Here is a 21,922-nt window from a genome sequence, read left to right on the forward strand (position 1 = left end):
ATCAGGCCAACCGCCGATTGGTGAAAAACCTCGGCGAATCAGGCCGTTGCCGAAATCGTGCTGGCACCGCGCCTGTTTCAAACTGCACGACGGCCCATAAAACCCCGGCAATTTGCACGATCTACAGCGCTGTGGAGTTCAACGTGGGGGTCGATGCTTTCGATAACGGGGTTACACCAAACCGCGCCCGATAATCACTCGGGGCCAGCCCGGTAATCTTCTTGAAGATCGCCCGAAATGCGCCGGGATCCTGATACCCCACTGTCCAGGCAATGTGATCAATCGTGCCATTGCCGAACTCGAGCATCTCACGCGCCTTGCCCACCCGCAGATGCTGGCAGTACTCGGTCGGTTTCAGCCCGGTCGCCGCGCGGAACCGCCGCAGAAACGTGCGCTCCTCCAAGCCTGCCCGCTCAGCCATCGCGGTCAGCGAAACATCCGTTGCGCCAGTGCTCTGCAGCCAGTGCTGGACCTTCAGGATCGCAGCGTCGCCGTGCCCCAGAATCGGCGCGAAGTTACTGCCGCACTCGCTGGCACTGTCACTGTGCTCCACCACCAGAAACCGCGCCGTGCTTGAAGCAATGCTCGGCCCGAGCAGGCGATCAACCAGGCGCAGGCCCAACTCTGACCAAGCCATCAATCCGGCCGTGGTGATCAGGTCGCCGTCATCGACAATCGGCGTATCCGCCTTGAGTCTGATCTTCGGATAACGCTCGGCAAAGGCCTTGGCCGACGTCCAGTGGGTAGTGGCGCTACGGCCGTCGAGCAGACCGCTTTCAGCCAACATCAGCGAGCCTACGCATACCCCGCCCAGCGTCGCACCGTGGGCATGCTGATCGCGTAACCATTGCATCAGGCTGGCCGGAGCCTGCGCCGCCGAAAACCCGCCGATCGATGGCGGAATCAGCACCGCCAGCAAAGCGCTGTCGTCACCCGCATGACTGCTGTAAATCCGCGTTGGCGGCTGATCACCTTCGACCTGCCAATGACTGACCCGCAGCAACGGCAATTGCGCAGCCTGATGTTCGGCGGCAATCCGGTTGGCCACCGCGAACAGATCGGTCAGACCATGCACCGCCGCCATTTGCGCACCGGGGTAAATCAACACGCCCAGCTCAGCAACAGCGGCCCTTTCTGCGCCCATTGTCAGTTTTCCCCTGTCTATTGTCGGTGCGGCCAATCCTCGAATCGCTGGCCAGCGCCAATACTTAAGCCACTTTCAGCCCATCCATCGAGGACACACCCATGGCCAAGCAAGCGCTCATCGTAGTCGATATCCAGAACGACTACTTCCCCCAAGGCAAGTGGCCGCTGGCCGGTGCCGACGCCGCCGCCGACAACGCCGCCCGACTGATCGCCGCGTTTCGCGAGGCAGGCGATTCAGTGGTGCATATCCGCCACGAATTCACCTCAGCGGACGCGCCGTTTTTCACCCCCGGTTCCGAAGGTGCCAAGCTGCATCCGAAAGTGCTCAATCGTGCCGATGAACCGGTGGTACTCAAGCACTTCGTCAATTCGTTTCGCGAAACCGAGCTGCAGTCGATTCTTGATGAGCGAGATATCAAGGAATTGGTGGTGGTCGGCAGCATGAGCCACATGTGCGTCGACGGCATCACCCGCGCCGCAGCGGATCTGGGCTACAGCGTCACAGTGATTCACGACGCGTGCGCCAGCCGTGATCTTCAGTTCAATGGCCTAACCGTGCCGGCCGCACATGTCCATGCCGCCTTCATGTCGGCACTGGGCTTCGCCTACGCCAGCGTGGTATCGACGGATGAATTCCTCGCCGCTAATCGCTGAGTAATATTCGGCAAAACACCAGGCCCGCCTTGCTGCGGGCCTTTTTTCGCCTGTCATAAAAATCTCACGCGTGAGCCATTGCTGGCGCTCGATATTGCTTGTAGTGTGGCTCACGCGTGAGATATCCATAGCCGAGCCGTTGCCATGAAAAGCCGTTCCCCCACAACGAAGTCAGACAGCCCCAAGGGAGAGCGTGCGAAAGCGTCCGCGAAAAAACCGTCGAGCTTTTATATGAAGCAGATGCGCGCGGGCCTCGCGGCCGCCGGTTATGTGAAACACGAAACTTGGGTGCTTCCCGAAAACCGAAGCTTGCTCAAGCAAATGGAGCAACAGCTACGCCAACCGATTCTGGCTGGCTCTTTCATGTCGGAGAATTACATGAGCGCAGGCAACAACTGGAACATCGATAGCCTCTTCAACGCCCTCAAGGCTCTGGACGAGGTGGCTTCGCAGGAGATCACGCTGTCGCTGATCCAGAGCTCCGAACCCAGCATCAAACTGGAAATGAATGAATTCGGCGGTCTGCCGATTCACATCGCCCTGGCCGGCCAGCAGATCATCGTCGACACCGTGCTGGTGGACATCGATTCGATCAGCGACGTGCGCGCCTTCAACGACGCCGTGCTGCGCAGCCGCGAAATGTTCCCGCTGTCGTCGATCGGGATCGAGTCGATGCCGAACGGGCAGACCGTTTACAACATGTTTGGCGCCCTCAGCGCCGACTCGAGCCTGACCAACGTCGTCACCGAGGTGAAAACCCTGGTCGACAACGTGCAGCGCGCGAGTGAAGCCTTCGAACACTTCTTCAAGTAATCAACAGGGAATATCCAATGACTCAGTCCATCTGGAGCAAGTTGTTCACCGCACTGCGCGGCGGCGCCAATGAAGTCGGCGAAGCGATCGCCGACCAACAGGCCTTGCGCATTCTCGACCAGGAAATCCGCGACGCCGATACCGCACTGTCGAATGCGCGCCGTGAACTGGTCACCATCATGGCCAAGCACAAACTGGCGGCCGACCGCGTGAGCGAGTACGACGCCAAGATCAAGGATCTGGAAGCCAAAGCCGTCTCGGCCCTGAACGCCGGCCGTGAAGACCTGGCGCTGGAAGTGGCCGAAGCGATTTCGACCCTGACCAACGAGCTGGATGTCGAGAAAAAGCAGAGCGACGAATTCGGCACTTACGCCGAAAACATGCGCAAGGACATCAGCAAGGCCGAATCGCGGATCAAGAGCCTGCGCCAGCAAGTGGACATGGCCAAGGCCCGTGAAAGCGTGCAAAAAGCCCAGGTCAGCGCTTCCATCGCCAGCGGCGGCGCCAATGGCAAACTGGAAACCGCAGTCGGCACCCTCAACCGCTTGCAAGCCAAGCAGCAGCAGCGCGCAGCCGAACTGAGCGCAGCAGATGAACTGGCTGACGCTTCGACCGGCAACGACCTGGAACGCAAACTGCGCGATGCCGGCATCACGCCGAACGAAGGCAGCGCCAATGCGATCCTTGAGCGCCTGAAGCAAAAGTCCGCTCAGTAAACACTGCGGAAAAAACCTGTGGGAGCGAGCTTGCTCGCGAAAGCGTCGTATCAGTCGACATCAATGTTGACTGACACGCCCTCCTCGCGAGCACGCTCGCTCCCACATGGTTTACGGCGTAGAAATCGCTATGCTCGTTCGCCGCTCGGCCCGGTACACTAGCGATGCTTTTTCGCCGACGAACACTTCCACCCGCTTCAAGGAACGTACCCATGGGATGGTTTAAAGATTTGCTGGGCACCAGCAACTGGCAGACCGCTGCGCCAACACCCACCGTTGCCAGTGGCCCACTCGGCATGGCCCAGGGCAAGGCAGTCAGGTTTGATACGACGCTGGCGCTGTTGCTCGATGGCTCGACGACGGTGCGGGTGCCTTTCGATCAGGCGATCTGGAGCCACGGTTGGGTCGACCTCGGCCAATCGAACAAACTGCATCGCTATTACATGAACGACGAGGATTTCTGGCTGCAGATCCACGTCACCGGTGAGGATCAGGTCGAATCCGTCACGCTGTTCAACTACGCCAGCTACGTGACCGTCAACAGTGACGCCGAGCTGCAGCGCCTGGCGGGCCCGAACAGCCTGATCGGTCTGCCGGCCTACACCCATGAGGGCGTCGAATACACCCGCGAATGGGGCACCGAACAAGGCCAGACCGAACTTGTGCCGATGACCGAACAAGTGGTCAATCCGGACGAAAGCTACACCATCGAACACCACTCCATGCTGTATGCACGCGACACCGGCCTGACCGATCGCCGCGAACTGCTGCTGTTCTCTGTCGAGCAAGACGAAGAAGGCACTGTCAGCCTGAGCACTTCGCTGGGCATCTCGCTATACACGACTGACCTGAGCACCATTTAAAAAAGGAAGTTTTTCATGCTGGAAGTGCTGGCCGTTTCCCTGAACAAGACCGCATTGGTCGGTTTCGTCGTCTATCTGATCGGCGCCGTGCTGCTGTTCATGCTGTTTCAATTCATCTATACGCGGATCACCCCGCACAAAGAGTTCGAGCTGATCCGCTCCGGCAATATCGCTGCCGCCATTGCCCTGTCTGGCGCGATCATTGGTTTTGCAATCCCGGCCAGCAACGTGATTGCGTTTTCGGTCAACGTCCTCGACTTCGTGCTCTGGGCGGTGATTGCCGCGGTGGTGCAGCTGCTGGCTTTTCTCGCCACCGGCCTGGTACTCAAAGGCACTTCCCAGCGCATTGCCAACGGTGAAATTGCTTCGGGCATTTATGTAGCAGCGGTCGCAATCAGCGTCGGCATGCTCAATGCGGCGTGCATGACCCCGTCCAACTGACCGGCAGGAAGCCTTAGATGAAACGCAGCAAATACGTTCAGCTGTCCCTCGCCGCCTCGGTGGCCATGGCCGTTTCCGGCCAGGCGGCAGCCGCGGAGCAACCACGCAACTTCCAGAGCGTGGAACAGTGTGTCGACGCCGCAGTGGCTGCCGATATCTGCTCCAACGCTTACGTCGCCGCGCTGGCTGAGCACCGGCGCATCGCCCCGGCGTACGACGACAAAAGCAAATGCGACGCGGATTTTGCCGCCGACTGGTGTCAGAAAAATTCCGATGGTCGCTTCGTGCCAAAACTGGGCGGTTTCAAGGTGCCGCGCGACGGTGACGCCGCGCAGAATCTCGATGCTATCGCCAACGCGCAGTTGCCCGCCGGTGAAGCGGCCGCCGCGCAAAATGTGCAGAGCACCTCGCACGCTTCCGGCGGCGGTGGTGGTGCAGGCAACGGTTGGTTGACCGGGTGGCTGATCGGCAACGCCATGAGCAACAACGCCAACCGCACGGTTTACCGCGATCGCGATACTCGCCAGACCTACAACACGTCGACGCAGTACCGCAGAGCGGAAACGACGTCGCGCAGCCAGACGGATTACGAGACCAGCAAAAGTAAACCGGTCAACGTCGCCTCGTCGACATCGCGCGGCGGCTTCGGCAGCCAGTCCAGCGCCCGCAGCGGTTGGGGTGGCTGGGGTAGCAGTTCTGGCCGTTCGAGCAGCTGACAATGAAAAAGGTCCATTGCGCCGAGCGCCCCGACTGGAAATACACTGCCGAGAGTCTCGGCTTCATGTTCCACACGATCGATGACGAGCCCTACTGGGACGAAAGCGCGTACTACCAGTTCACGCTTGCACAAATCGAAAACGATCTTGAGGACCCGACCACCGAACTGCATGAGATGTGCATGGATCTGGTCGATCGCGTAGTGCACAGCGAAGAGCTGCTGGATCGCCTGAGCATTCCGGCGCCGTACTACGACATGATCCGAACCTCCTGGCTGGAAGGTCATCCGCATCTGTACGGGCGCATGGACTTTTCCTACAGCGGCAACGGCCCGGCGAAACTGCTTGAGCTCAACTACGACACGCCGACCAGCCTCTACGAAGCGGCGGCGTTTCAGTGGGGCTGGCTGGAGCAATGCATCGAGCGCGGCATGCTGCCGCGCCATGCCGACCAGTTCAATAGCATCGATACCAAACTGCATCAGGCGTTTGCCGAATTGCAGCTCAAGCGGCCGTTCTATTTCGCCTCGATGAAAGACTCGGTCGAAGATAAAGGCACCACGGACTATCTGCGGCTGATAGCCGAGAAGGTCGGCATCGAATCGCGGCACATCGATATCGAAGACATCGGCCTGACAGCCGAGGGTCGTTTTGTCGATCTGGAAGATCGCTGGATCCCGCATCTGTTCAAGCTGCACGCCTGGGAATTCATCTTCCACGAACCGTTCGGCGCGGCGATTGCCGAGTGCGACACGCAGTTTTTCGAGCCAGCGTGGAAGGCGATCCTGTCCAACAAAGGTGCGTTGCCGTTGCTGTGGGAACTGCACAAGGGCCATCCGAATCTGCTCGCGGCGCATCTCGACCCGAATCCGGCCAGCGCTGTGCCCAAGGGCTGGGTACGCAAGCCGTACTTTTCACGGGAAGGCGCCAACATCGAGCTGCAAACGGCGGAAGGTCTGATCGTCAAAGAAGACGGCCCCTACACCGATGCGCCATTTATCCTGCAGGAATTTGCGCCACTGCCGAAGTTTGGTGAGAGTTACACGCTGATCGGCTCCTGGGTCGTTGGCGATCAGGCGGCGGGGATTGGCGTGCGTGAAGACAACAGTCTGATCACCAAGGATTCAAGCCGGTTTCTACCGCATTTGATCCTCGACTGAAACACCAATACCTGTGTGGGAGCGGGGGGATTGCAGGTTCTTTGCTCCACAAAAAAGGCCCGTCGCATTACGCGACGGGCCTTTTTATTTGCAGCGTTTACAACAGCGAATCAGAACGGAATGTCGTCATCAAAGCTGTCGAAATCCGGAGCTGGCTGCGGTGCGGCCTGCTGTGGAGCCGGAGCCGAACGCTGTTGCGGAGCCGACTGCTGCGGGCGCGGAGCCTGCTGACGTGGAGCCGGAGCCGATTGCTGGTAGTTGTTGCCACCGCCTTGTTGGTCGCCCTGTTGTGGACGGCCGCCGAGCAGTTGCATGGTGCCTTGCATGTCGACCACGATTTCAGTGGTGTAACGCTTGATACCGTCTTTTTCCCACTCACGGGTCTGCAGCTTGCCTTCGATGTAGACCTGCGAACCTTTGCGCAGGTATTCACCGGCGATTTCGGCGACTTTGCCGAACATCGAAACACGGTGCCACTCGGTCTTCTCGACCTTCTGACCGGTTTGCTTGTCGGTCCACTGTTCGCTGGTTGCCAGACTCAGGTTGGTCACCGCGTTACCGTTAGGCAGGTAGCGAACTTCGGGATCCTGGCCGCAAGTGCCGACCAATATGACTTTGTTAACCCCACGGGCCATAACGTTCTCCTAGGCTTCGCAAGCAGCCCCGGCCGGGTTGTTCACCAGGCGTTCGAGGGTGTCGCGATCCACTAATTCTTTGTCCAGTTTGATGTAAACAGCCGCTTCGTCAGCAACTATCACTGCATCGGTTACCCCTACGAGGGCCTTGAGGCGCTCGACCAGACCCGCTTCGCGGATCGCCTCGGGCGACAACGGCAAGCGCAGGCTCGTCACGTAGGGAGGTTCACGCATGGTAACAGCAAAGGCCAGCCAGATGGCAGCCAGACCCGCGCATCCAAGGAACACAACCGACAGACCGCCATGCTGAAACAGCCAGCCGCCGAGTATCCCGCCGAGTGCCGAACCGAGGAACTGGCTGGTGGAGTACACGCCCATGGCCGTGCCCTTGCCGCCCGCCGGTGAAACCTTGCTGATCAGTGACGGCAATGAAGCCTCCAGCAGATTGAACGCGGTGAAAAACACCACCGTGCCGATCACCAGAGCCCGCAAGCTGTCACCGAACTGCCAGAAGAATAGCTCAGTCAGCATCAGCGTCAGGACGGCGCCGAGCAAAACTCGTTTCATTTTGCGTTTCTTCTCGCCATAGATGATGAACGGGATCATGGCGAAGAACGAAATCAGCAGCGCGGTGAGGTAGACCCACCAGTGCTGTTCCTTGGGCAAACCGGCTTTTTCGACCAGCGCCAGGGGCAATGCAACGAAGCTCGACATCAACATGGCATGTAACACAAAGATGCCCAGATCAAGGCGAAGCAGGTCAGGATGCTTGAGCGTCGGCATCAAAGCCTGACGCGCCACGCCGGACTCGCGATGCGTCAGCGGTCCAGTGGACTTGGGCACCATAAACATCACGATGACGATGCCCACCAGCGCCATGCCACCTGTGGCCAGGAACAACCCGGACAAGCCGAACGCGCGGGTCAGCAACGGCCCGACGACCATGGCCACGGCGAACGACAGGCCGATGGTCATGCCAATCATCGCCATCGCTTTGGTACGGTGTTGTTCGCGGGTGAGATCGGAGAGCAACGCCATGACCGCAGCGGAAATCGCCCCGGCGCCTTGCAGGATCCGCCCGGCAATCACGCCCCAGATCGAATCGGCTTGCGAGGCCAGGACACTGCCGAGGGCGAAGACAATCAGCCCGAGGTAAATCACCGGGCGGCGGCCAATACGGTCGGAAATGATCCCGAACGGAATCTGGAAAATCGCCTGGGTCAGGCCGTAAGCGCCGATGGCCAACCCGATCAGGGCCGGGGTCGCACCTGCCAGATCCATGCCGTAGGTCGCCAGTACCGGCAACACCATGAACATGCCCAGCATACGGAAGGCGAACACCAGGGCCAGACCGCTCGCCGCGCGGGTCTCGCTGCCACTCATGCGTTCGCTGTGGGGATCGTGCATGGAAAAACCTCGTGTGAACCGGCGGCGATTCTACCAGTCCCATCGAAAGACGGGGTAGATCGCGACGCTTTGACGCGTACAGATGAAACACTCTTCATTCAGGGCAAACAACGCTACGCTTGATAGTGTGCATCCATCCAGTATTTGCCCGTATACTCTTACGCTTTCGACGCCCGCCGAGCGAGGCCACTTTGGACAAGATCCTGATACGTGGGGCCCGTACCCACAACCTGAAGAACATCGACCTGACCCTGCCACGGGACAAGCTGATCGTCATCACCGGCCTGTCCGGATCCGGCAAGTCGTCCCTGGCCTTCGACACACTGTACGCCGAAGGTCAGCGCCGCTATGTCGAATCGCTGTCGGCTTACGCCCGCCAGTTCCTGTCGATGATGGAAAAACCCGACGTCGACACCATCGAAGGCCTGTCGCCGGCGATCTCCATCGAACAGAAGTCGACCTCGCATAACCCGCGCTCCACGGTCGGCACCATCACTGAAATCTACGATTACCTGCGTCTGCTCTATGCACGCGTTGGTACGCCACGCTGCCCGGATCACGACATTCCGCTGGAGGCGCAGACCGTCAGCCAAATGGTTGATCTGGTGTTGGCGCAGCCAGAAGGCAACAAACTGATGTTGTTGGCTCCGGTGATTCGCGAACGCAAGGGTGAACACCTTTCGGTCTTCGAAGAGCTGCGCGCCCAGGGTTTCGTTCGTGCGCGAGTCAACGGGCGGATCTGCGAGCTCGACGAATTGCCGAAACTCGATAAACAGAAGAAGCATTCGATCGATGTGATCGTCGACCGCTTCAAGGTCCGCGCCGATCTGCAGCAACGTCTGGCCGAGTCTTTCGAGACCGCGCTGAAACTGGCGGACGGCATCGCCCTGGTCGCGCCAATGGACGACGAGCCGGGCGAAGAGATGATCTTCTCCGCGCGCTTCGCCTGCCCGATCTGCGGCCACGCCATTAGCGAACTTGAGCCGAAGCTGTTTTCCTTCAACAACCCGGCCGGCGCCTGCCCGACGTGCGATGGTCTGGGCGTGAAGCAATTCTTCGACATCAAGCGGCTGGTCAACGGCGACCTGACCTTGGCCGAGGGTGCGATTCGCGGCTGGGACCGACGCAACGTCTACTACTTCCAGATGCTCGGCTCACTGGCCTCGCACTACGGTTTCAGCCTCGAAGTACCGTTCAACGAACTGCCGGCCGATCAGCAGAAATTCATCCTGCATGGCAGCGGCTCGCAGAACGTCGACTTCAAATACCTCAACGACCGTGGCGACATCGTCAAACGCTCGCACCCGTTCGAAGGCATCGTGCCCAACCTAGAGCGGCGCTACCGCGAAACCGAGTCGGCGAGCGTGCGCGAAGAACTGGCCAAGTTCCTTAGCACTCAGTCCTGCCCGGATTGCCGCGGCACTCGCCTGCGTCGTGAAGCACGTCACGTCTGGGTTGGCGAGAAGACTCTGCCGGCGGTGACCAATTTGCCAATTGGCGATGCTTGCGAGTATTTCGGCCAGCTGAAAATGACCGGCCGCCGTGGCGAGATCGCGGACAAGATTCTCAAGGAAATCCGTGAGCGTCTGCAGTTCCTGGTCAACGTCGGTCTCGATTATCTGTCGCTGGATCGCAGCGCTGACACCCTTTCCGGTGGTGAAGCACAACGTATTCGTCTGGCCAGCCAGATCGGTGCGGGGCTGGTGGGCGTTCTGTACATCCTCGACGAACCGTCCATTGGCTTGCATCAGCGTGACAACGATCGACTGCTCGGCACGCTCAAGCACCTACGCGATATCGGCAACACGGTGATCGTGGTCGAGCATGACGAAGATGCGATTCGCCTGGCCGATTACGTTGTGGATATCGGCCCGGGTGCCGGTGTGCATGGCGGGCAGATCGTTGCCGAAGGTACGCCGGCCGAAGTCATGGCCCACCCTGACTCTCTGACCGGCAAGTACCTGTCCGGCCGAGTGAAGATCGAGGTGCCGGCCAAGCGCACGCCGCGCAACAAGAAGCTGACGCTGTCGCTCAAGGGCGCGCGCGGCAACAATCTGCGCAATGTCGACCTTGAGATCCCGATCGGTTTGCTGACGTGCGTTACCGGTGTGTCCGGCTCGGGCAAATCGACGCTGATCAACAACACGCTGTTCCCGCTGAGCGCCACCGCACTCAATGGCGCGACCACGCTGGAAGCCGCTGCGCACGACAGCATCAAGGGCCTGGAGCATCTCGACAAAGTCGTCGATATCGACCAGAGCCCGATCGGTCGTACGCCGCGTTCCAACCCGGCGACGTACACCGGGCTGTTCACGCCGATCCGCGAGCTGTTTGCTGGCGTACCGGAATCACGCTCGCGTGGTTATGGCCCGGGGCGCTTCTCCTTCAACGTCAAGGGCGGTCGTTGCGAGGCTTGTCAGGGCGACGGCCTGATCAAGGTGGAAATGCACTTCCTGCCGGACATCTACGTGCCCTGCGACGTGTGCAAGAGCAAGCGCTACAACCGCGAAACCCTTGAGATCAAATACAAGGGCAAGAGCATCCACGAAACCCTCGAGATGACTATCGAGGAAGCCCGGGAGTTCTTCGATGCGGTGCCGGCGCTGGCGCGCAAGCTGCAGACGCTGATGGATGTCGGTCTGTCGTACATCAAGCTTGGGCAGTCGGCGACGACGTTGTCCGGCGGTGAGGCGCAACGGGTCAAACTGTCTCGCGAACTCTCCAAACGCGACACCGGCAAAACCCTGTACATCCTCGATGAGCCGACCACGGGTCTGCACTTCGCCGATATCCAGCAACTGCTCGATGTGCTGCATCGCTTGCGTGACCACGGCAACACGGTGGTGGTGATCGAGCACAATCTGGATGTGATCAAAACCGCCGACTGGCTGGTCGATCTCGGTCCGGAGGGTGGCTCCAAAGGTGGACAGATCATTGCCACCGGTACACCGGAGCAAGTGGCCGAGATGAAGCAATCTCACACCGGCCATTACCTCAAGCCGTTGCTGATCCGCGACCGGGCTTAAACGCCGGGCATGAAAAAGCCCCTGTCACTTCATCAGTGACAGGGGCTTTTTTATATCGACTGCAATCAGGACGTGTGGGATTGCAGGTAATTCTCGAGACCGATCAGCTTGATCAGGCCCAACTGCTTTTCCAGCCAGTAGGTGTGATCTTCTTCGGTGTCGTTGAGCTGAACCCGCAGGATCTCGCGGCTGACATAGTCTTTGTGCTGTTCGCACAGTTCAATGCCTTTGCACAGCGCCGCGCGAACTTTGTATTCGAGACGCAGATCAGCTTCGAGCATCTCCGGCACAGTGGTGCCGACATCCAGATCATCCGGACGCATGCGCGGTGTGCCTTCGAGCATCAGAATCCGGCGCATCAACGCATCAGCGTGACCCGCTTCTTCTTCCATCTCGTGGTTGATTCGCTCGTAGAGCTTGGTGAACCCCCAGTCCTCATACATCCGCGAATGAACGAAATATTGATCACGCGCGGCCAGTTCGCCGGTCAGCAACGTGTTGAGGTAATCGATTACGTCTGGGTGGCCTTGCATCGCCCTACATCTCCCTACTTGAAAGTCTGTAGTTTGAACCAAGCTGACCGGAAGGTCACCCGATTAGCGCAATAAAAGCGAAGATATTCTTAGAAAAGCAGCCTAAATAACGCAAAAACCGCCCAAATGAGGGCGGTTCTGCTTCTCGTTTAGACTTCGTTAAGCTGTACGTTGAGCAGCTTTGCGATTGCTTCTCCATACGCCGGGTCGGCCTTGTAGAAGTGCTGCAACTGGCGATCGACGACATCACTGGAAACACCACCCATCGCACCGGCGATGTTGCTGACCAGCAGTGCTTTCTGCTCATCACTCATCAGGCGAAACAGCGCGCCAGCGTGGCTGTAGTAATCGGTGTCCTCGCGATGATCGTAACGATCAGCCGCACCGCTCAAGGCCAGTGCAGGCTCGGCGTAGTGCGGAGCTTGCTTCGGCGATTCGATGTAGCTGTTCGGTTCGTAGTTAGGCGCCGCCCCACCGTTGCTGCCAAACGCCATCGAACCGTCACGCTGGTAAGTGTTGACCGGGCTGCGTGGAGCATTGACCGGCAACTGCTGGTGATTGGTACCGACACGATAACGATGGGCATCGGCGTAAGCGAATACACGACCTTGCAGCATGCGATCTGGCGACAGACCCACGCCTGGCACCATGTTGCTTGGGCCGAATGCCGCTTGTTCGACTTCAGCGAAATAGTTGAGCGGGTTGCGGTTCAGTTCCAGCTCACCCACTTCGATCAGCGGAAATTCCTTTTGCGACCAGGTTTTGGTCACATCGAACGGGTTCTCGTAGTGCGCCGCGGCCTGAGCCTCGGTCATGATCTGAATGCACACGCGCCATTTCGGGAAGTCACCGCGTTCGATTGCCTCAAACAGGTCACGCTGGGCATAGTCCGGATCGGTACCCGCCAGACGCGCTGCATCGGCCGGCGCTAGGTTCTTGATACCTTGCCTGGTTTTGTAGTGCCACTTCACCCAGTGACGCTCACCTTTAGCGCTGATCAGGCTGTAGGTGTGACTGCCGAAGCCGTGCATATGACGGTAGCCGTCAGGAATACCGCGGTCGGAGAACAGAATCGTGACCTGGTGCAGTGCCTCAGGTGAATGCGACCAGAAATCCCACATCATCTGCGCGCTTTTCAGGTTGCTTTGCGGCAGACGTTTTTGCGTGTGGATGAAATCGGGGAATTTCAGTGGATCGCGAATGAAGAACACCGGCGTATTGTTGCCAACAATGTCCCAGTTACCTTCTTCGGTGTAGAACTTCAGCGCAAAACCGCGCGGGTCACGCTCAGTGTCTGCCGAGCCACGCTCGCCACCCACTGTGGAGAAACGCAGGAACGTCGGGGTTTGCTTGCCGACAGCTTCAAACAGTTTGGCGCTGGTGTACTCGGTAATGTCACGAGTCACCGTGAAGGTACCGTAAGCACCCGAACCTTTGGCGTGTACGCGGCGCTCAGGGATGTTTTCACGGTTGAAATGGGCAAGCTTCTCGAGCAGGTGAAAATCGTCGAGCAGCAGCGGGCCACGTGGGCCGGCGGAGCGAGAATTCTGGTTATCAGCGACAGGAGCGCCACTGGCGGTCGTAAGCGTTTTGATCTGGCTCATACGGTCTTCTTCCTCTGTCAGTCTTGAAACTGCCGGCTAATCGGCTTGCTGGGAAGTATCGATCATCCATGTGACAGCCACAAATTCATTAACTTGCAGACATCGATAGATAATTACTAATTATGTTTCCCAGCACATAGTGACAACAGAAGAGCGTCGGAAGCTTGTATGAACCGCGCATTTTCTTGCGGACACAAAAAACCGGGCACTAGGCCCGGTTCTTCGTTTCAGACTGACGTCTTACTCGGCGGATACAGCTTCGCCAGCAGTAGCACGATCAACCAACTCGACGTACGCCATAGGCGCGTTGTCGCCAGCGCGGAAACCGCACTTGAGGATGCGCAGGTAGCCACCCTCACGGGTAGCGTAACGCTTGCCCAGGTCGTTGAAGAGCTTACCAACGATAGCTTTCGAACGAGTACGGTCGAAAGCCAGACGGCGGTTAGCCAGGCTGTCTGTCTTGGCCAGAGTGATCAGCGGCTCAGCAACGCGACGCAGTTCTTTGGCTTTTGGCAGAGTAGTTTTGATCAGCTCGTGCTCGAACAGCGACACCGCCATGTTTTGGAACATGGCCTTGCGGTGCGAGCTGGTGCGGCTCAGGTGACGACCACTTTTACGATGACGCATGGTTCATTCCTTACCAAACACTACGTTCGGTGATTACGACGATCAGGCAGTCGCCTTGTCGTCCTTCTTAAGACTTGCAGGCGGCCAGTTGTCGAGGCGCATGCCGAGGGACAGACCGCGGGAGGCCAGAACGTCCTTGATTTCAGTCAAGGATTTCTTGCCCAGGTTCGGAGTCTTCAACAGCTCTACTTCGGTACGCTGAATCAGGTCACCGATGTAGTAGATGTTTTCCGCCTTAAGGCAGTTAGCCGAACGTACAGTCAGTTCCAGATCGTCAACCGGGCGAAGCAGGATCGGATCGATCTCGTCTTCCTGCTCGACAACCACTGGCTCACTGTCACCTTTGAGGTCGACGAACGCAGCCAACTGCTGTTGCAGGATGGTTGCAGCGCGACGGATAGCCTCTTCAGGGTCCAGAGTACCGTTGGTTTCCAGATCAATAACCAGCTTGTCCAGGTTGGTACGCTGCTCGACACGGGCGTTTTCCACCACGTATGCGATACGGCGAACCGGGCTGAACGAAGAGTCAAGCTGCAAGCGACCGATGCTGCGGCTTTCGTCTTCATCGCTCTGACGCGAGTCGGCTGGTTCATAACCACGACCACGAGCTACGGTGAGCTTCATGTTCAGGGCGCCGTTAGACGCCAGGTTAGCGATTACGTGATCGGGATTAACGATCTCGACATCATGATCCAGCTGAATATCGGCAGCGGTAACCACCCCCGAACCCTTCTTCGACAAGGTCAGCGTAACTTCGTCACGACCGTGCAGCTTGATGGCCAGACCTTTAAGGTTCAACAGGATTTCAATTACGTCTTCCTGTACACCTTCGATGGCGCTGTACTCGTGGAGCACACCGTCAATCTCGGCCTCGACTACTGCGCAGCCGGGCATTGAGGACAACAGGATGCGGCGCAGCGCGTTGCCCAGGGTGTGGCCAAAACCACGCTCGAGAGGCTCGAGAGTGATCTTGGCGCGGGTTGGACTGACAACCTGCACATCAATGTGGCGGGGTGTCAGGAACTCATTTACCGAAATCTGCATGGATGCACCTATTTTCTAGCCCTTACTTGGAGTAGAGCTCGACAATCAGGCTTTCGTTGATGTCGGCGGACAGATCACTGCGAGCAGGAACGTTCTTGAAAACGCCCGACTTCTTCTCAGTGTCTACTTCTACCCATTCTACGCGGCCACGTTGGGCACACAGATCGAGAGCTTGGACAATGCGAAGTTGGTTTTTTGCTTTCTCGCGAACTGCAACCACGTCACCAGCACGAACCTGATACGACGGAACGTTTACGGTCTGACCGTTAACGCTGATCGACTTGTGCGATACCAGCTGGCGGGATTCGGCACGAGTCGAACCAAAGCCCATACGGTATACAACGTTGTCCAGACGGCATTCGAGCAGTTGCAGCAGGTTTTCACCGGTTGCACCTTTCTTGCCAGCAGCTTCTTTGTAGTAGCCGCTGAATTGACGCTCGAGAACGCCGTAGATACGACGGACCTTCTGCTTTTCACGCAGTTGGGTGCCGTAGTCGGACTGGCGACCGCGGCGTTGGCCGTGGATACCAGGTGCTGCTTCAATGTTGCACTTCGATTCGATCGCGCGCACGCCGCTCTTCAGGAAGAGATCGGTGCCTTCGCGACGAGCGAGTTTGCATTTTGGACCAATGTAACGAGCCATTCTTTACAATCTCCTGGATTACACGCGGCGCTTCTTCGGCGGACGGCACCCGTTGTGCGGGATTGGCGTCACGTCGGTGATGCTGGCGATCTTATAGCCACAGCCGTTCAATGCACGGACAGCAGACTCACGACCTGGACCTGGACCTTTGACGTTAACGTCGAGGTTTTTCAGGCCATATTCCAGCGCAGCTTGACCAGCACGTTCAGCAGCTACTTGAGCAGCAAACGGGGTGGACTTGCGGGAACCGCGGAAACCCGAACCACCGGAGGTAGCCCAAGAAAGCGCGTTACCTTGACGGTCGGTGATGGTCACGATGGTGTTGTTAAAAGAAGCATGGATGTGGGCGATGCCATCAACCACTGTCTTTTTAACTTTTTTACGAGGACGAGCAGCAGGTTTTGCCATGATTAATTTCCTGTCGATTCGCGTGGGCGATTACTTGCGGATCGGCTTACGCGGACCTTTACGGGTACGCGCGTTAGTCTTGGTACGCTGACCGCGTACTGGAAGACCACGACGATGACGCAGACCACGGTAGCAACCGAGGTCCATCAAACGCTTGATTTTCATGTTGATTTCGCGACGCAGGTCACCTTCAGTGGTGAACTTCGCCACTTCGCCACGCAACTGCTCAATCTGCTCGTCGCTCAGATCTTTGATCTTTGCGGCTGGGTTTACCCCAGTCTCTGCGCAAATTTTCTGCGCAGTAGTGCGACCAACACCATAGATGTAGGTCAGCGAGATAACAGTGTGCTTGTTATCTGGAATGTTAACGCCTGCAATACGGGCCATTCAGTGGGACTCCAATTGACAGCTACCTACGCCCCGGAAGCCAAGAAATAGGGCGCGAGATAATATCGCTGTAATAACAAATAATCAACCCGGCAGCGCACTAGCTGCCGGGCTTCAAGCAGATCACACTCAGCCTTGGCGCTGTTTGTGACGCGGTTCCGCGCTGCAAATTACTCGAACAACACCTTCGCGGCGAATAATCTTGCAGTTACGGCACAGCTTTTTCACCGATGCACGAACTTTCATCACCAACTCCTCGAACCTTATGGGTACTCAGCGCAACATGCCGCTGCCGTAACCCTTCAGGTTGGCTTTCTTCATCAGGGATTCGTACTGGTGCGAAACGAGGTGCGATTGTACTTGGGACATGAAGTCCATCACAACCACGACCACGATCAGCAACGAGGTCCCGCCAAGGTAGAACGGAACGTTTGCTGCAACCACCAGGAACTGGGGCAACAGGCACACGGCCGTCATGTAAAGAGCACCGAACATGGTCAAGCGAGTCAGAACGCCATCAATGTAGCGCGCAGACTGCTCACCTGGACGGATGCCCGGAATAAAGGCACCGGACTTCTTCAGGTTTTCCGCTACGTCTTTCGGATTGAACATCAACGCCGTATAGAAGAAGCAGAAGAAAATAATCCCTGCACTAAACAGCAGAATATTCAACGGCTGACCAGGAGCGATCGACTGCGAGATGTCCTGCAACCAGCCCATACCTTCAGACTGACCGAACCAGGCACCCAACGAAGCCGGAAACAGCAAAATGCTGCTCGCGAAAATAGCCGGAATAACGCCGGCCATGTTCACTTTCAACGGCAAGTGGCTTGTCTGCGCAGCAAAAACCTTGCGGCCCTGCTGACGCTTGGCGTAGTGAACAGCGATACGACGCTGACCACGCTCAATGAACACCACGAAACCGATAATCGCTACTGCCAGCAAACCGATGGCAACCAGGGCGAAGATGTTGATATCACCCTGACGCGCAGACTCGAAAGACTGCCCGATTGCTCTCGGAAGACCGGCGACGATACCCGAAAAAATCAACATCGAGATACCGTTACCTACACCACGCTCAGTAATCTGCTCACCCAGCCACATCATGAACATCGCACCAGCCACAAACGTGGATACCGCGACGAAATGGAAGCCAAAGTCACCAGTGAACGCAACGCCCTGCCCTGCCAGACCAATGGACATGCCAATAGCCTGAACGAGAGCGAGGACGACGGTGCCGTAGCGGGTGTACTGGCTGATCTTGCGACGGCCAGCTTCACCTTCCTTCTTCAACTGCTCCAGCTGCGGGCTGACGGCGGTCATCAGTTGCATGATGATCGATGCCGAAATGTACGGCATGATCCCCAGTGCAAAGATGCTCATCCGTTCCAGCGCGCCGCCGGAGAACATGTTGAACAAGCTAAGAATGGTCCCCTCATTCTGTCGAAACAGGTCTGCGAGTCGGTCCGGGTTGATACCTGGAACCGGGATGTGTGCGCCTATTCGGTAGACGATAATCGCCAGGAACAGAAAACGCAGACGAGCCCAGAGTTCAGACATACCGCCTTTGCCGAGCGCAGAGAGAGCACCTTGCTTAGCCATTTATTCCTCGAACTTGCCGCCAGCTGCTTCGATAGCCGCACGCGCACCTTTGGTGGCGCCGATTCCCTTGCCGATAGTGACAGCGCGAGTCACTTCACCGGACAGCATGATTTTCACACGCTGTACGTTGACGTTGATCACGTTGGCATCTTTCAGGGACTGCACGGTGACGATGTCGCCTTCCACTTTAGCCAGCTCGGACAGACGCACTTCTGCGCGGTCCATGGCCTTCAGGGAAACGAAACCGAACTTCGGCAGGCGACGATGCAGCGGCTGTTGACCGCCTTCAAAGCCTGGAGCAATGGTGCCACCGGAGCGGGAGGTTTGACCTTTGTGGCCACGGCCACCAGTCTTACCCAAACCGCTACCGATACCACGGCCCGGACGATGCTTTTCGCGACGGGAACCCGGCGCTGGACTCAGATCATTGAGTTTCATCGATTAACCCTCGACACGCAGCATGTAGTAAGCCTTGTTGATCATCCCGCGATTCTCGGGAGTATCCTGGACTTCTACAGTGTGACCGATGCGACGCAGACCCAGACCCTTAACGCACAATTTGTGGTTAGGGATGCGGCCGGTCATGCTTTTGATCAGCGTTACTTTAACGGTAGCCATGATCAGAAGATCTCCTTGACGCTTTTGCCACGCTTGGCGGCAATGGATTCAGGAGACTGCATAGCTTTCAAACCTTTGAAAGTGGCGTGAACCACGTTTACCGGGTTAGTCGAGCCGTAGCACTTGGCCAGAACGTTCTGAACGCCAGCAACTTCGAGGACAGCACGCATAGCGCCGCCAGCGATGATACCGGTACCTTCAGAAGCAGGCTGCATGTACACCTTCGAAGCGCCATGAGCGGACTTCATTGCGTACTGCAGAGTGGTGCCGTTCAGATCAACTTGGATCATGTTGCGGCGAGCAGCTTCCATTGCCTTCTGGATCGCAGCAGGCACTTCACGCGACTTGCCACGGCCGAAGCCAACACGCCCTTTACCATCACCAACCACGGTCAACGCGGTGAAAGTGAAGATACGGCCGCCTTTAACGGTTTTGGCTACGCGGTTAACTTGAACCAGCTTCTCAATGTAGCCTTCGTCGCGCTTTTGGTCGTTATTTGACATAACTTAGAACTCCAGCCCAGCTTCACGAGCAGCATCAGCCAACGCTTTAACGCGGCCGTGGTACTTGAAGCCAGAGCGGTCGAAAGCCACTTGCGAGACGCCAGCGGCCTTAGCACGCGTAGCGACCAGCTGGCCAACCTTTGTGGCCGCGTCGATGTTGCCAGTGGCGCCATCACGCAGTTCTTTATCCAAAGTCGAGGCGCTTGCCAGGACTTTGTTGCCGTCGGCCGAGATGACCTGGGCGTAGATGTGCTGCGACGAGCGGAACACGCAGAGACGCACGACTTCGAGTTCGTGCATTTTCAGGCGTGCTTTGCGAGCGCGACGCAGTCGAGTAACTTTTTTGTCGGTCATTTGCTATGCCCTACTTCTTCTTGGCTTCTTTACGACGGACGACTTCGTCCGCGTAGCGCACACCTTTGCCTTTGTACGGCTCTGGTGGACGGAAGTCGCGGATCTCAGCGGCCACTTGACCTACCAGCTGCTTGTCGATGCCCTTGATCAGGATATCGGTCTGGCTAGGAGTCTCAGCGGTGATGCCTTCCGGCAGTTCGTAATCCACTGGGTGCGAGAAGCCAAGGGCCAGGTTCAAAACCGTGCCTTTTGCTTGCGCCTTGTAACCAACACCGACCAGCTGGAGCTTACGCTCGAAGCCTTGGCTTACGCCTTGGACCATGTTGTTTACCAACGCACGCGTGGTACCGGCCATTGCGCGAGTTTGTTGATCGCCATTGCGAGCAGCGAAACGCAGCTCACCAGCTTCTTCAACGATCTCAACGGACGAATGGATGTTCAGTTCAAGAGTACCCTTGGCACCCTTCACCGAAAGCTGTTGGCCTGCGAATTTTACTTCGACACCGGCTGGCAGCTTAACGGGGTTCTTAGCGACGCGAGACATGCTTATCCCCCCTTAGAACACAGTGCAAAGAACTTCGCCGCCGACACCGGCAGCGCGCGCAGCACGATCCGTCATCACACCTTTGTTGGTGGAGACGATAGACACGCCAAGACCGCCACGAACTTTCGGCAGATCTTCAACGGACTTGTACTGACGCAGGCCTGGACGACTAACGCGCTTCACTTCTTCGATAACCGGACGGCCTTCGAAGTACTTCAGCTCGATGGACAACGACGGCTTAGCGTCGGTGGTGATCTGAAAATCCGCGATGTAACCTTCGTCCTTCAGGACTTTTGCTACAGCCACCTTCAGCGTGGAAGACGGCATGCTTACGACAGACTTTTCAGCCATCTGGGCATTACGGATTCGAGTTAGCATGTCCGCTAACGGGTCCTGCATACTCATGGGCTAGACGCTCCTAATACAGAAAAATTAGCCTTGCGGCTACTACTTGTCGCCGAGAACTTCCGGGCATGAAAAACACGGGCTCAGGCGAGCCGGTCATTCTAGACATACCCCGGAAATGAATCAAGCCCCAAAAGGGGCTTGATTCAGATTCAAGGCCACCGATGGTCAGGTTCTTGCAAACCTGACCATCGAGACTTTGACAGCAATTACCAGCTGGCTTTAACCAGACCTGGTACGTCACCACGCATTGCAGCTTCACGCAGCTTGTTACGGCCAAGGCCGAACTTGCGGTAAACGCCGTGCGGACGACCAGTCAGGCGGCAACGGTTACGCATGCGCGCAGCGCTTGCGTCACGTGGTTGCTTCTGCAGAGCTACGGTAGCTTCCCAACGCGCTTCTGGACTTGCGTTCAGATCAACGATGATAGCTTTCAGCGCTGCACGCTTGGTGGCGTACTTGGCAACAGTGAGCTGACGCTTCAGCTCACGGTTTTTCATGCTCTTCTTGGCCATTTTCCTACTCCAATCAGTTGCGGAACGGGAATTTGAAAGCACGCAGCAGAGCGCGGCCTTCATCATCGTTCTTGGCAGTGGTGGTCAGGGTAATGTCCAGACCGCGGAGAGCATCGATCTTGTCGTAGTCGATTTCCGGGAAAATGATCTGCTCTTTCACGCCCATGCTGTAGTTACCACGACCATCGAAGGACTTGGCATTCAGGCCGCGGAAGTCGCGAACCCGAGGCAGGGAGATCGACAGCAGACGATCCAGGAATTCATACATACGCTCACGGCGCAGAGTCACTTTGACGCCGATCGGCCATCCTTCACGGACTTTAAAGCCAGCGATGGATTTACGAGCGTAGGTCACAACGACTTTTTGGCCGGTGATCTTTTCCAGGTCAGCAACAGCATGCTCGATGACTTTCTTGTCACCAACAGCTTCGCCCAGACCCATGTTCAGGGTGATCTTTGTAACGCGTGGAACTTCCATCACGTTCGAAAGCTTAAGTTCTTCCTTAAGCTTCGGTGCGATTTCCTTCCAGTAAATCTCTTTTAGTCGTGCCATGGTCT

The 21,922-nt window shown here is 57.4% G+C and carries 28 protein-coding genes; 8 read left to right on the plus strand and 20 right to left on the minus strand.

The features are described from left to right. Positions 1–121: 121 nt before the first annotated feature. Positions 122–1,144, minus strand: a complete 1,023-nt coding sequence (locus tag WA225_RS13850) for a GlxA family transcriptional regulator (RefSeq protein ID WP_422608359.1) — start codon at positions 1,142–1,144, stop codon at positions 122–124. Between the two features lie 101 nt (positions 1,145–1,245). On the opposite strand from WA225_RS13850, the gene WA225_RS13855 reads away from it, so the two are divergent. The 7 genes from WA225_RS13855 to WA225_RS13885 all read left to right on the plus strand — a co-directional run bounded on the left by WA225_RS13855 (position 1,246) and on the right by WA225_RS13885 (position 6,509). Further along, positions 1,246–1,800, plus strand: a complete 555-nt coding sequence (locus WA225_RS13855) for a cysteine hydrolase family protein (RefSeq protein ID WP_422608360.1) — start codon at positions 1,246–1,248, stop codon at positions 1,798–1,800. Between the two features lie 144 nt (positions 1,801–1,944). Continuing rightward, positions 1,945–2,613 (plus strand): YjfI family protein, encoded by a 669-nt coding sequence (locus WA225_RS13860; protein ID WP_422608361.1) that lies wholly within the window; start codon positions 1,945–1,947, stop codon positions 2,611–2,613. Between the two features lie 17 nt (positions 2,614–2,630). Beyond that, positions 2,631–3,329 carry a PspA/IM30 family protein gene (locus WA225_RS13865; protein WP_064118871.1) on the plus strand — a complete coding sequence of 233 codons (699 nt, stop codon included), beginning with the start codon at positions 2,631–2,633 and terminating at the stop codon, positions 3,327–3,329. Positions 3,330–3,541: 212 nt separating this feature from the next. Then, the gene (locus tag WA225_RS13870) at positions 3,542–4,192 is read left to right on the plus strand and encodes a DUF2491 family protein (protein WP_422608362.1); all 651 of its coding nucleotides are present in this window, start codon (positions 3,542–3,544) and stop codon (positions 4,190–4,192) included. A 15-nt stretch (positions 4,193–4,207) separates the two neighbouring features. Continuing rightward, positions 4,208–4,633, plus strand: coding sequence for a DUF350 domain-containing protein (locus WA225_RS13875; protein WP_422608363.1), 426 nt, complete (start codon positions 4,208–4,210; stop codon positions 4,631–4,633). A gap of 17 nt (positions 4,634–4,650) precedes the next feature. Beyond that, positions 4,651–5,349 carry a DUF1190 domain-containing protein gene (locus tag WA225_RS13880; protein ID WP_422608364.1) on the plus strand — a complete coding sequence of 233 codons (699 nt, stop codon included), beginning with the start codon at positions 4,651–4,653 and terminating at the stop codon, positions 5,347–5,349. A gap of 2 nt (positions 5,350–5,351) precedes the next feature. Continuing rightward, on the plus strand, positions 5,352–6,509 hold the full coding sequence (locus WA225_RS13885; RefSeq protein ID WP_422608365.1) for a glutathionylspermidine synthase family protein: 1,158 nt from the start codon (positions 5,352–5,354) through the stop codon (positions 6,507–6,509). 110 nt (positions 6,510–6,619) lie between these two features. Here the strand turns inward: WA225_RS13885 and WA225_RS13890 are convergent, their stop codons facing one another. Both WA225_RS13890 and WA225_RS13895 read right to left on the minus strand, forming a co-directional pair. Next, positions 6,620–7,144, minus strand: coding sequence for a single-stranded DNA-binding protein (locus WA225_RS13890; protein ID WP_008081898.1), 525 nt, complete (start codon positions 7,142–7,144; stop codon positions 6,620–6,622). Between the two features lie 9 nt (positions 7,145–7,153). Beyond that, complete coding sequence (locus tag WA225_RS13895) at positions 7,154–8,551, minus strand: MFS transporter (RefSeq protein ID WP_242206871.1); 1,398 nt, start codon at positions 8,549–8,551, stop codon at positions 7,154–7,156. Between the two features lie 191 nt (positions 8,552–8,742). Here WA225_RS13895 and uvrA point away from each other — a divergent pair, with 191 nt between their 5' ends. Beyond that, positions 8,743–11,577: an excinuclease ABC subunit UvrA gene (gene uvrA / locus WA225_RS13900; protein WP_422608366.1), complete on the plus strand. Its 2,835-nt coding sequence runs from the start codon at positions 8,743–8,745 to the stop codon at positions 11,575–11,577. A gap of 65 nt (positions 11,578–11,642) precedes the next feature. Here the strand turns inward: uvrA and bfr are convergent, their stop codons facing one another. The 17 genes from bfr to rplE all read right to left on the minus strand — a co-directional run bounded on the left by bfr (position 11,643) and on the right by rplE (position 21,917). Continuing rightward, entirely contained in the window at positions 11,643–12,110 is a 468-nt protein-coding gene (gene bfr, locus WA225_RS13905; RefSeq protein WP_007918444.1) for a bacterioferritin, read from the minus strand. 149 nt (positions 12,111–12,259) lie between these two features. Beyond that, positions 12,260–13,714: a catalase gene (locus tag WA225_RS13910; RefSeq protein WP_422608367.1), complete on the minus strand. Its 1,455-nt coding sequence runs from the start codon at positions 13,712–13,714 to the stop codon at positions 12,260–12,262. A gap of 240 nt (positions 13,715–13,954) precedes the next feature. Continuing rightward, positions 13,955–14,341 carry a 50S ribosomal protein L17 gene (gene rplQ, locus WA225_RS13915; RefSeq protein WP_003176402.1) on the minus strand — a complete coding sequence of 129 codons (387 nt, stop codon included), beginning with the start codon at positions 14,339–14,341 and terminating at the stop codon, positions 13,955–13,957. Positions 14,342–14,383: 42 nt separating this feature from the next. Beyond that, complete coding sequence (locus WA225_RS13920; RefSeq protein WP_003186012.1) at positions 14,384–15,385, minus strand: DNA-directed RNA polymerase subunit alpha; 1,002 nt, start codon at positions 15,383–15,385, stop codon at positions 14,384–14,386. A gap of 22 nt (positions 15,386–15,407) precedes the next feature. After that, complete coding sequence (gene rpsD / locus WA225_RS13925) at positions 15,408–16,028, minus strand: 30S ribosomal protein S4 (protein WP_003176404.1); 621 nt, start codon at positions 16,026–16,028, stop codon at positions 15,408–15,410. An 18-nt stretch (positions 16,029–16,046) separates the two neighbouring features. Then, a complete protein-coding gene (gene rpsK, locus WA225_RS13930) occupies positions 16,047–16,436 on the minus strand; it encodes a 30S ribosomal protein S11 (RefSeq protein WP_002555466.1) in 390 nt (129 codons plus the stop codon). A gap of 30 nt (positions 16,437–16,466) precedes the next feature. Next, positions 16,467–16,823: a 30S ribosomal protein S13 gene (gene rpsM / locus WA225_RS13935; protein WP_009045849.1), complete on the minus strand. Its 357-nt coding sequence runs from the start codon at positions 16,821–16,823 to the stop codon at positions 16,467–16,469. 129 nt (positions 16,824–16,952) lie between these two features. Further along, the gene (gene rpmJ / locus WA225_RS13940) at positions 16,953–17,069 is read right to left on the minus strand and encodes a 50S ribosomal protein L36 (RefSeq protein ID WP_002555468.1); all 117 of its coding nucleotides are present in this window, start codon (positions 17,067–17,069) and stop codon (positions 16,953–16,955) included. Between the two features lie 27 nt (positions 17,070–17,096). Then, the gene (gene secY, locus WA225_RS13945) at positions 17,097–18,425 is read right to left on the minus strand and encodes a preprotein translocase subunit SecY (RefSeq protein ID WP_003228718.1); all 1,329 of its coding nucleotides are present in this window, start codon (positions 18,423–18,425) and stop codon (positions 17,097–17,099) included. Next, a complete protein-coding gene (gene rplO, locus WA225_RS13950) occupies positions 18,426–18,863 on the minus strand; it encodes a 50S ribosomal protein L15 (protein ID WP_003228720.1) in 438 nt (145 codons plus the stop codon). Positions 18,864–18,866: 3 nt separating this feature from the next. Next, on the minus strand, positions 18,867–19,043 hold the full coding sequence (rpmD, locus tag WA225_RS13955) for a 50S ribosomal protein L30 (RefSeq protein WP_003176408.1): 177 nt from the start codon (positions 19,041–19,043) through the stop codon (positions 18,867–18,869). 2 nt (positions 19,044–19,045) lie between these two features. After that, positions 19,046–19,546 (minus strand): 30S ribosomal protein S5, encoded by a 501-nt coding sequence (rpsE, locus tag WA225_RS13960; RefSeq protein ID WP_003186035.1) that lies wholly within the window; start codon positions 19,544–19,546, stop codon positions 19,046–19,048. Positions 19,547–19,549: 3 nt separating this feature from the next. After that, complete coding sequence (gene rplR, locus WA225_RS13965; protein WP_003186037.1) at positions 19,550–19,900, minus strand: 50S ribosomal protein L18; 351 nt, start codon at positions 19,898–19,900, stop codon at positions 19,550–19,552. Between the two features lie 10 nt (positions 19,901–19,910). Next, a complete protein-coding gene (rplF, locus tag WA225_RS13970; RefSeq protein ID WP_003176412.1) occupies positions 19,911–20,444 on the minus strand; it encodes a 50S ribosomal protein L6 in 534 nt (177 codons plus the stop codon). 12 nt (positions 20,445–20,456) lie between these two features. Further along, positions 20,457–20,849 carry a 30S ribosomal protein S8 gene (rpsH, locus tag WA225_RS13975; protein WP_007918458.1) on the minus strand — a complete coding sequence of 131 codons (393 nt, stop codon included), beginning with the start codon at positions 20,847–20,849 and terminating at the stop codon, positions 20,457–20,459. Between the two features lie 209 nt (positions 20,850–21,058). Next, on the minus strand, positions 21,059–21,364 hold the full coding sequence (gene rpsN / locus WA225_RS13980; protein ID WP_007918460.1) for a 30S ribosomal protein S14: 306 nt from the start codon (positions 21,362–21,364) through the stop codon (positions 21,059–21,061). A 13-nt stretch (positions 21,365–21,377) separates the two neighbouring features. Next, positions 21,378–21,917: a 50S ribosomal protein L5 gene (rplE, locus tag WA225_RS13985; RefSeq protein WP_003176415.1), complete on the minus strand. Its 540-nt coding sequence runs from the start codon at positions 21,915–21,917 to the stop codon at positions 21,378–21,380. Positions 21,918–21,922: the final 5 nt, after the last annotated feature.

Origin of the sequence: Pseudomonas sp. (genome assembly GCF_049300855.1) — a bacterium.
Taxonomy (GTDB): domain Bacteria; phylum Pseudomonadota; class Gammaproteobacteria; order Pseudomonadales; family Pseudomonadaceae; genus Aquipseudomonas.

Excerpts from the sequence above, each read along its gene's own strand:
- WA225_RS13850 (WP_422608359.1), bottom strand. The coding sequence starts at position 1,144 with ATGGGCGCAGAAAGGGCCGCTGTTGCTGAGCTGGGCGTGTTGATTTAC.
- WA225_RS13855 (WP_422608360.1), top strand. The coding sequence starts at position 1,246 with ATGGCCAAGCAAGCGCTCATCGTAGTCGATATCCAGAACGACTACTTC.
- WA225_RS13860 (WP_422608361.1), top strand. The coding sequence starts at position 1,945 with ATGAAAAGCCGTTCCCCCACAACGAAGTCAGACAGCCCCAAGGGAGAG.
- WA225_RS13865 (WP_064118871.1), top strand. The coding sequence starts at position 2,631 with ATGACTCAGTCCATCTGGAGCAAGTTGTTCACCGCACTGCGCGGCGGC.
- WA225_RS13870 (WP_422608362.1), top strand. The coding sequence starts at position 3,542 with ATGGGATGGTTTAAAGATTTGCTGGGCACCAGCAACTGGCAGACCGCT.
- WA225_RS13875 (WP_422608363.1), top strand. The coding sequence starts at position 4,208 with ATGCTGGAAGTGCTGGCCGTTTCCCTGAACAAGACCGCATTGGTCGGT.
- WA225_RS13880 (WP_422608364.1), top strand. The coding sequence starts at position 4,651 with ATGAAACGCAGCAAATACGTTCAGCTGTCCCTCGCCGCCTCGGTGGCC.
- WA225_RS13885 (WP_422608365.1), top strand. The coding sequence starts at position 5,352 with ATGAAAAAGGTCCATTGCGCCGAGCGCCCCGACTGGAAATACACTGCC.
- WA225_RS13890 (WP_008081898.1), bottom strand. The coding sequence starts at position 7,144 with ATGGCCCGTGGGGTTAACAAAGTCATATTGGTCGGCACTTGCGGCCAG.
- WA225_RS13895 (WP_242206871.1), bottom strand. The coding sequence starts at position 8,551 with ATGCACGATCCCCACAGCGAACGCATGAGTGGCAGCGAGACCCGCGCG.
- bfr (WP_007918444.1), bottom strand. The coding sequence starts at position 12,110 with ATGCAAGGCCACCCAGACGTAATCGATTACCTCAACACGTTGCTGACC.
- WA225_RS13910 (WP_422608367.1), bottom strand. The coding sequence starts at position 13,714 with ATGAGCCAGATCAAAACGCTTACGACCGCCAGTGGCGCTCCTGTCGCT.
- rplQ (WP_003176402.1), bottom strand. The coding sequence starts at position 14,341 with ATGCGTCATCGTAAAAGTGGTCGTCACCTGAGCCGCACCAGCTCGCAC.
- WA225_RS13920 (WP_003186012.1), bottom strand. The coding sequence starts at position 15,385 with ATGCAGATTTCGGTAAATGAGTTCCTGACACCCCGCCACATTGATGTG.
- rpsD (WP_003176404.1), bottom strand. The coding sequence starts at position 16,028 with ATGGCTCGTTACATTGGTCCAAAATGCAAACTCGCTCGTCGCGAAGGC.
- rpsK (WP_002555466.1), bottom strand. The coding sequence starts at position 16,436 with ATGGCAAAACCTGCTGCTCGTCCTCGTAAAAAAGTTAAAAAGACAGTG.
- rpsM (WP_009045849.1), bottom strand. The coding sequence starts at position 16,823 with ATGGCCCGTATTGCAGGCGTTAACATTCCAGATAACAAGCACACTGTT.
- rpmJ (WP_002555468.1), bottom strand. The coding sequence starts at position 17,069 with ATGAAAGTTCGTGCATCGGTGAAAAAGCTGTGCCGTAACTGCAAGATT.
- secY (WP_003228718.1), bottom strand. The coding sequence starts at position 18,425 with ATGGCTAAGCAAGGTGCTCTCTCTGCGCTCGGCAAAGGCGGTATGTCT.
- rplO (WP_003228720.1), bottom strand. The coding sequence starts at position 18,863 with ATGAAACTCAATGATCTGAGTCCAGCGCCGGGTTCCCGTCGCGAAAAG.
- rpmD (WP_003176408.1), bottom strand. The coding sequence starts at position 19,043 with ATGGCTACCGTTAAAGTAACGCTGATCAAAAGCATGACCGGCCGCATC.
- rpsE (WP_003186035.1), bottom strand. The coding sequence starts at position 19,546 with ATGTCAAATAACGACCAAAAGCGCGACGAAGGCTACATTGAGAAGCTG.
- rplR (WP_003186037.1), bottom strand. The coding sequence starts at position 19,900 with ATGACCGACAAAAAAGTTACTCGACTGCGTCGCGCTCGCAAAGCACGC.
- rplF (WP_003176412.1), bottom strand. The coding sequence starts at position 20,444 with ATGTCTCGCGTCGCTAAGAACCCCGTTAAGCTGCCAGCCGGTGTCGAA.
- rpsH (WP_007918458.1), bottom strand. The coding sequence starts at position 20,849 with ATGAGTATGCAGGACCCGTTAGCGGACATGCTAACTCGAATCCGTAAT.
- rpsN (WP_007918460.1), bottom strand. The coding sequence starts at position 21,364 with ATGGCCAAGAAGAGCATGAAAAACCGTGAGCTGAAGCGTCAGCTCACT.
- rplE (WP_003176415.1), bottom strand. The coding sequence starts at position 21,917 with ATGGCACGACTAAAAGAGATTTACTGGAAGGAAATCGCACCGAAGCTT.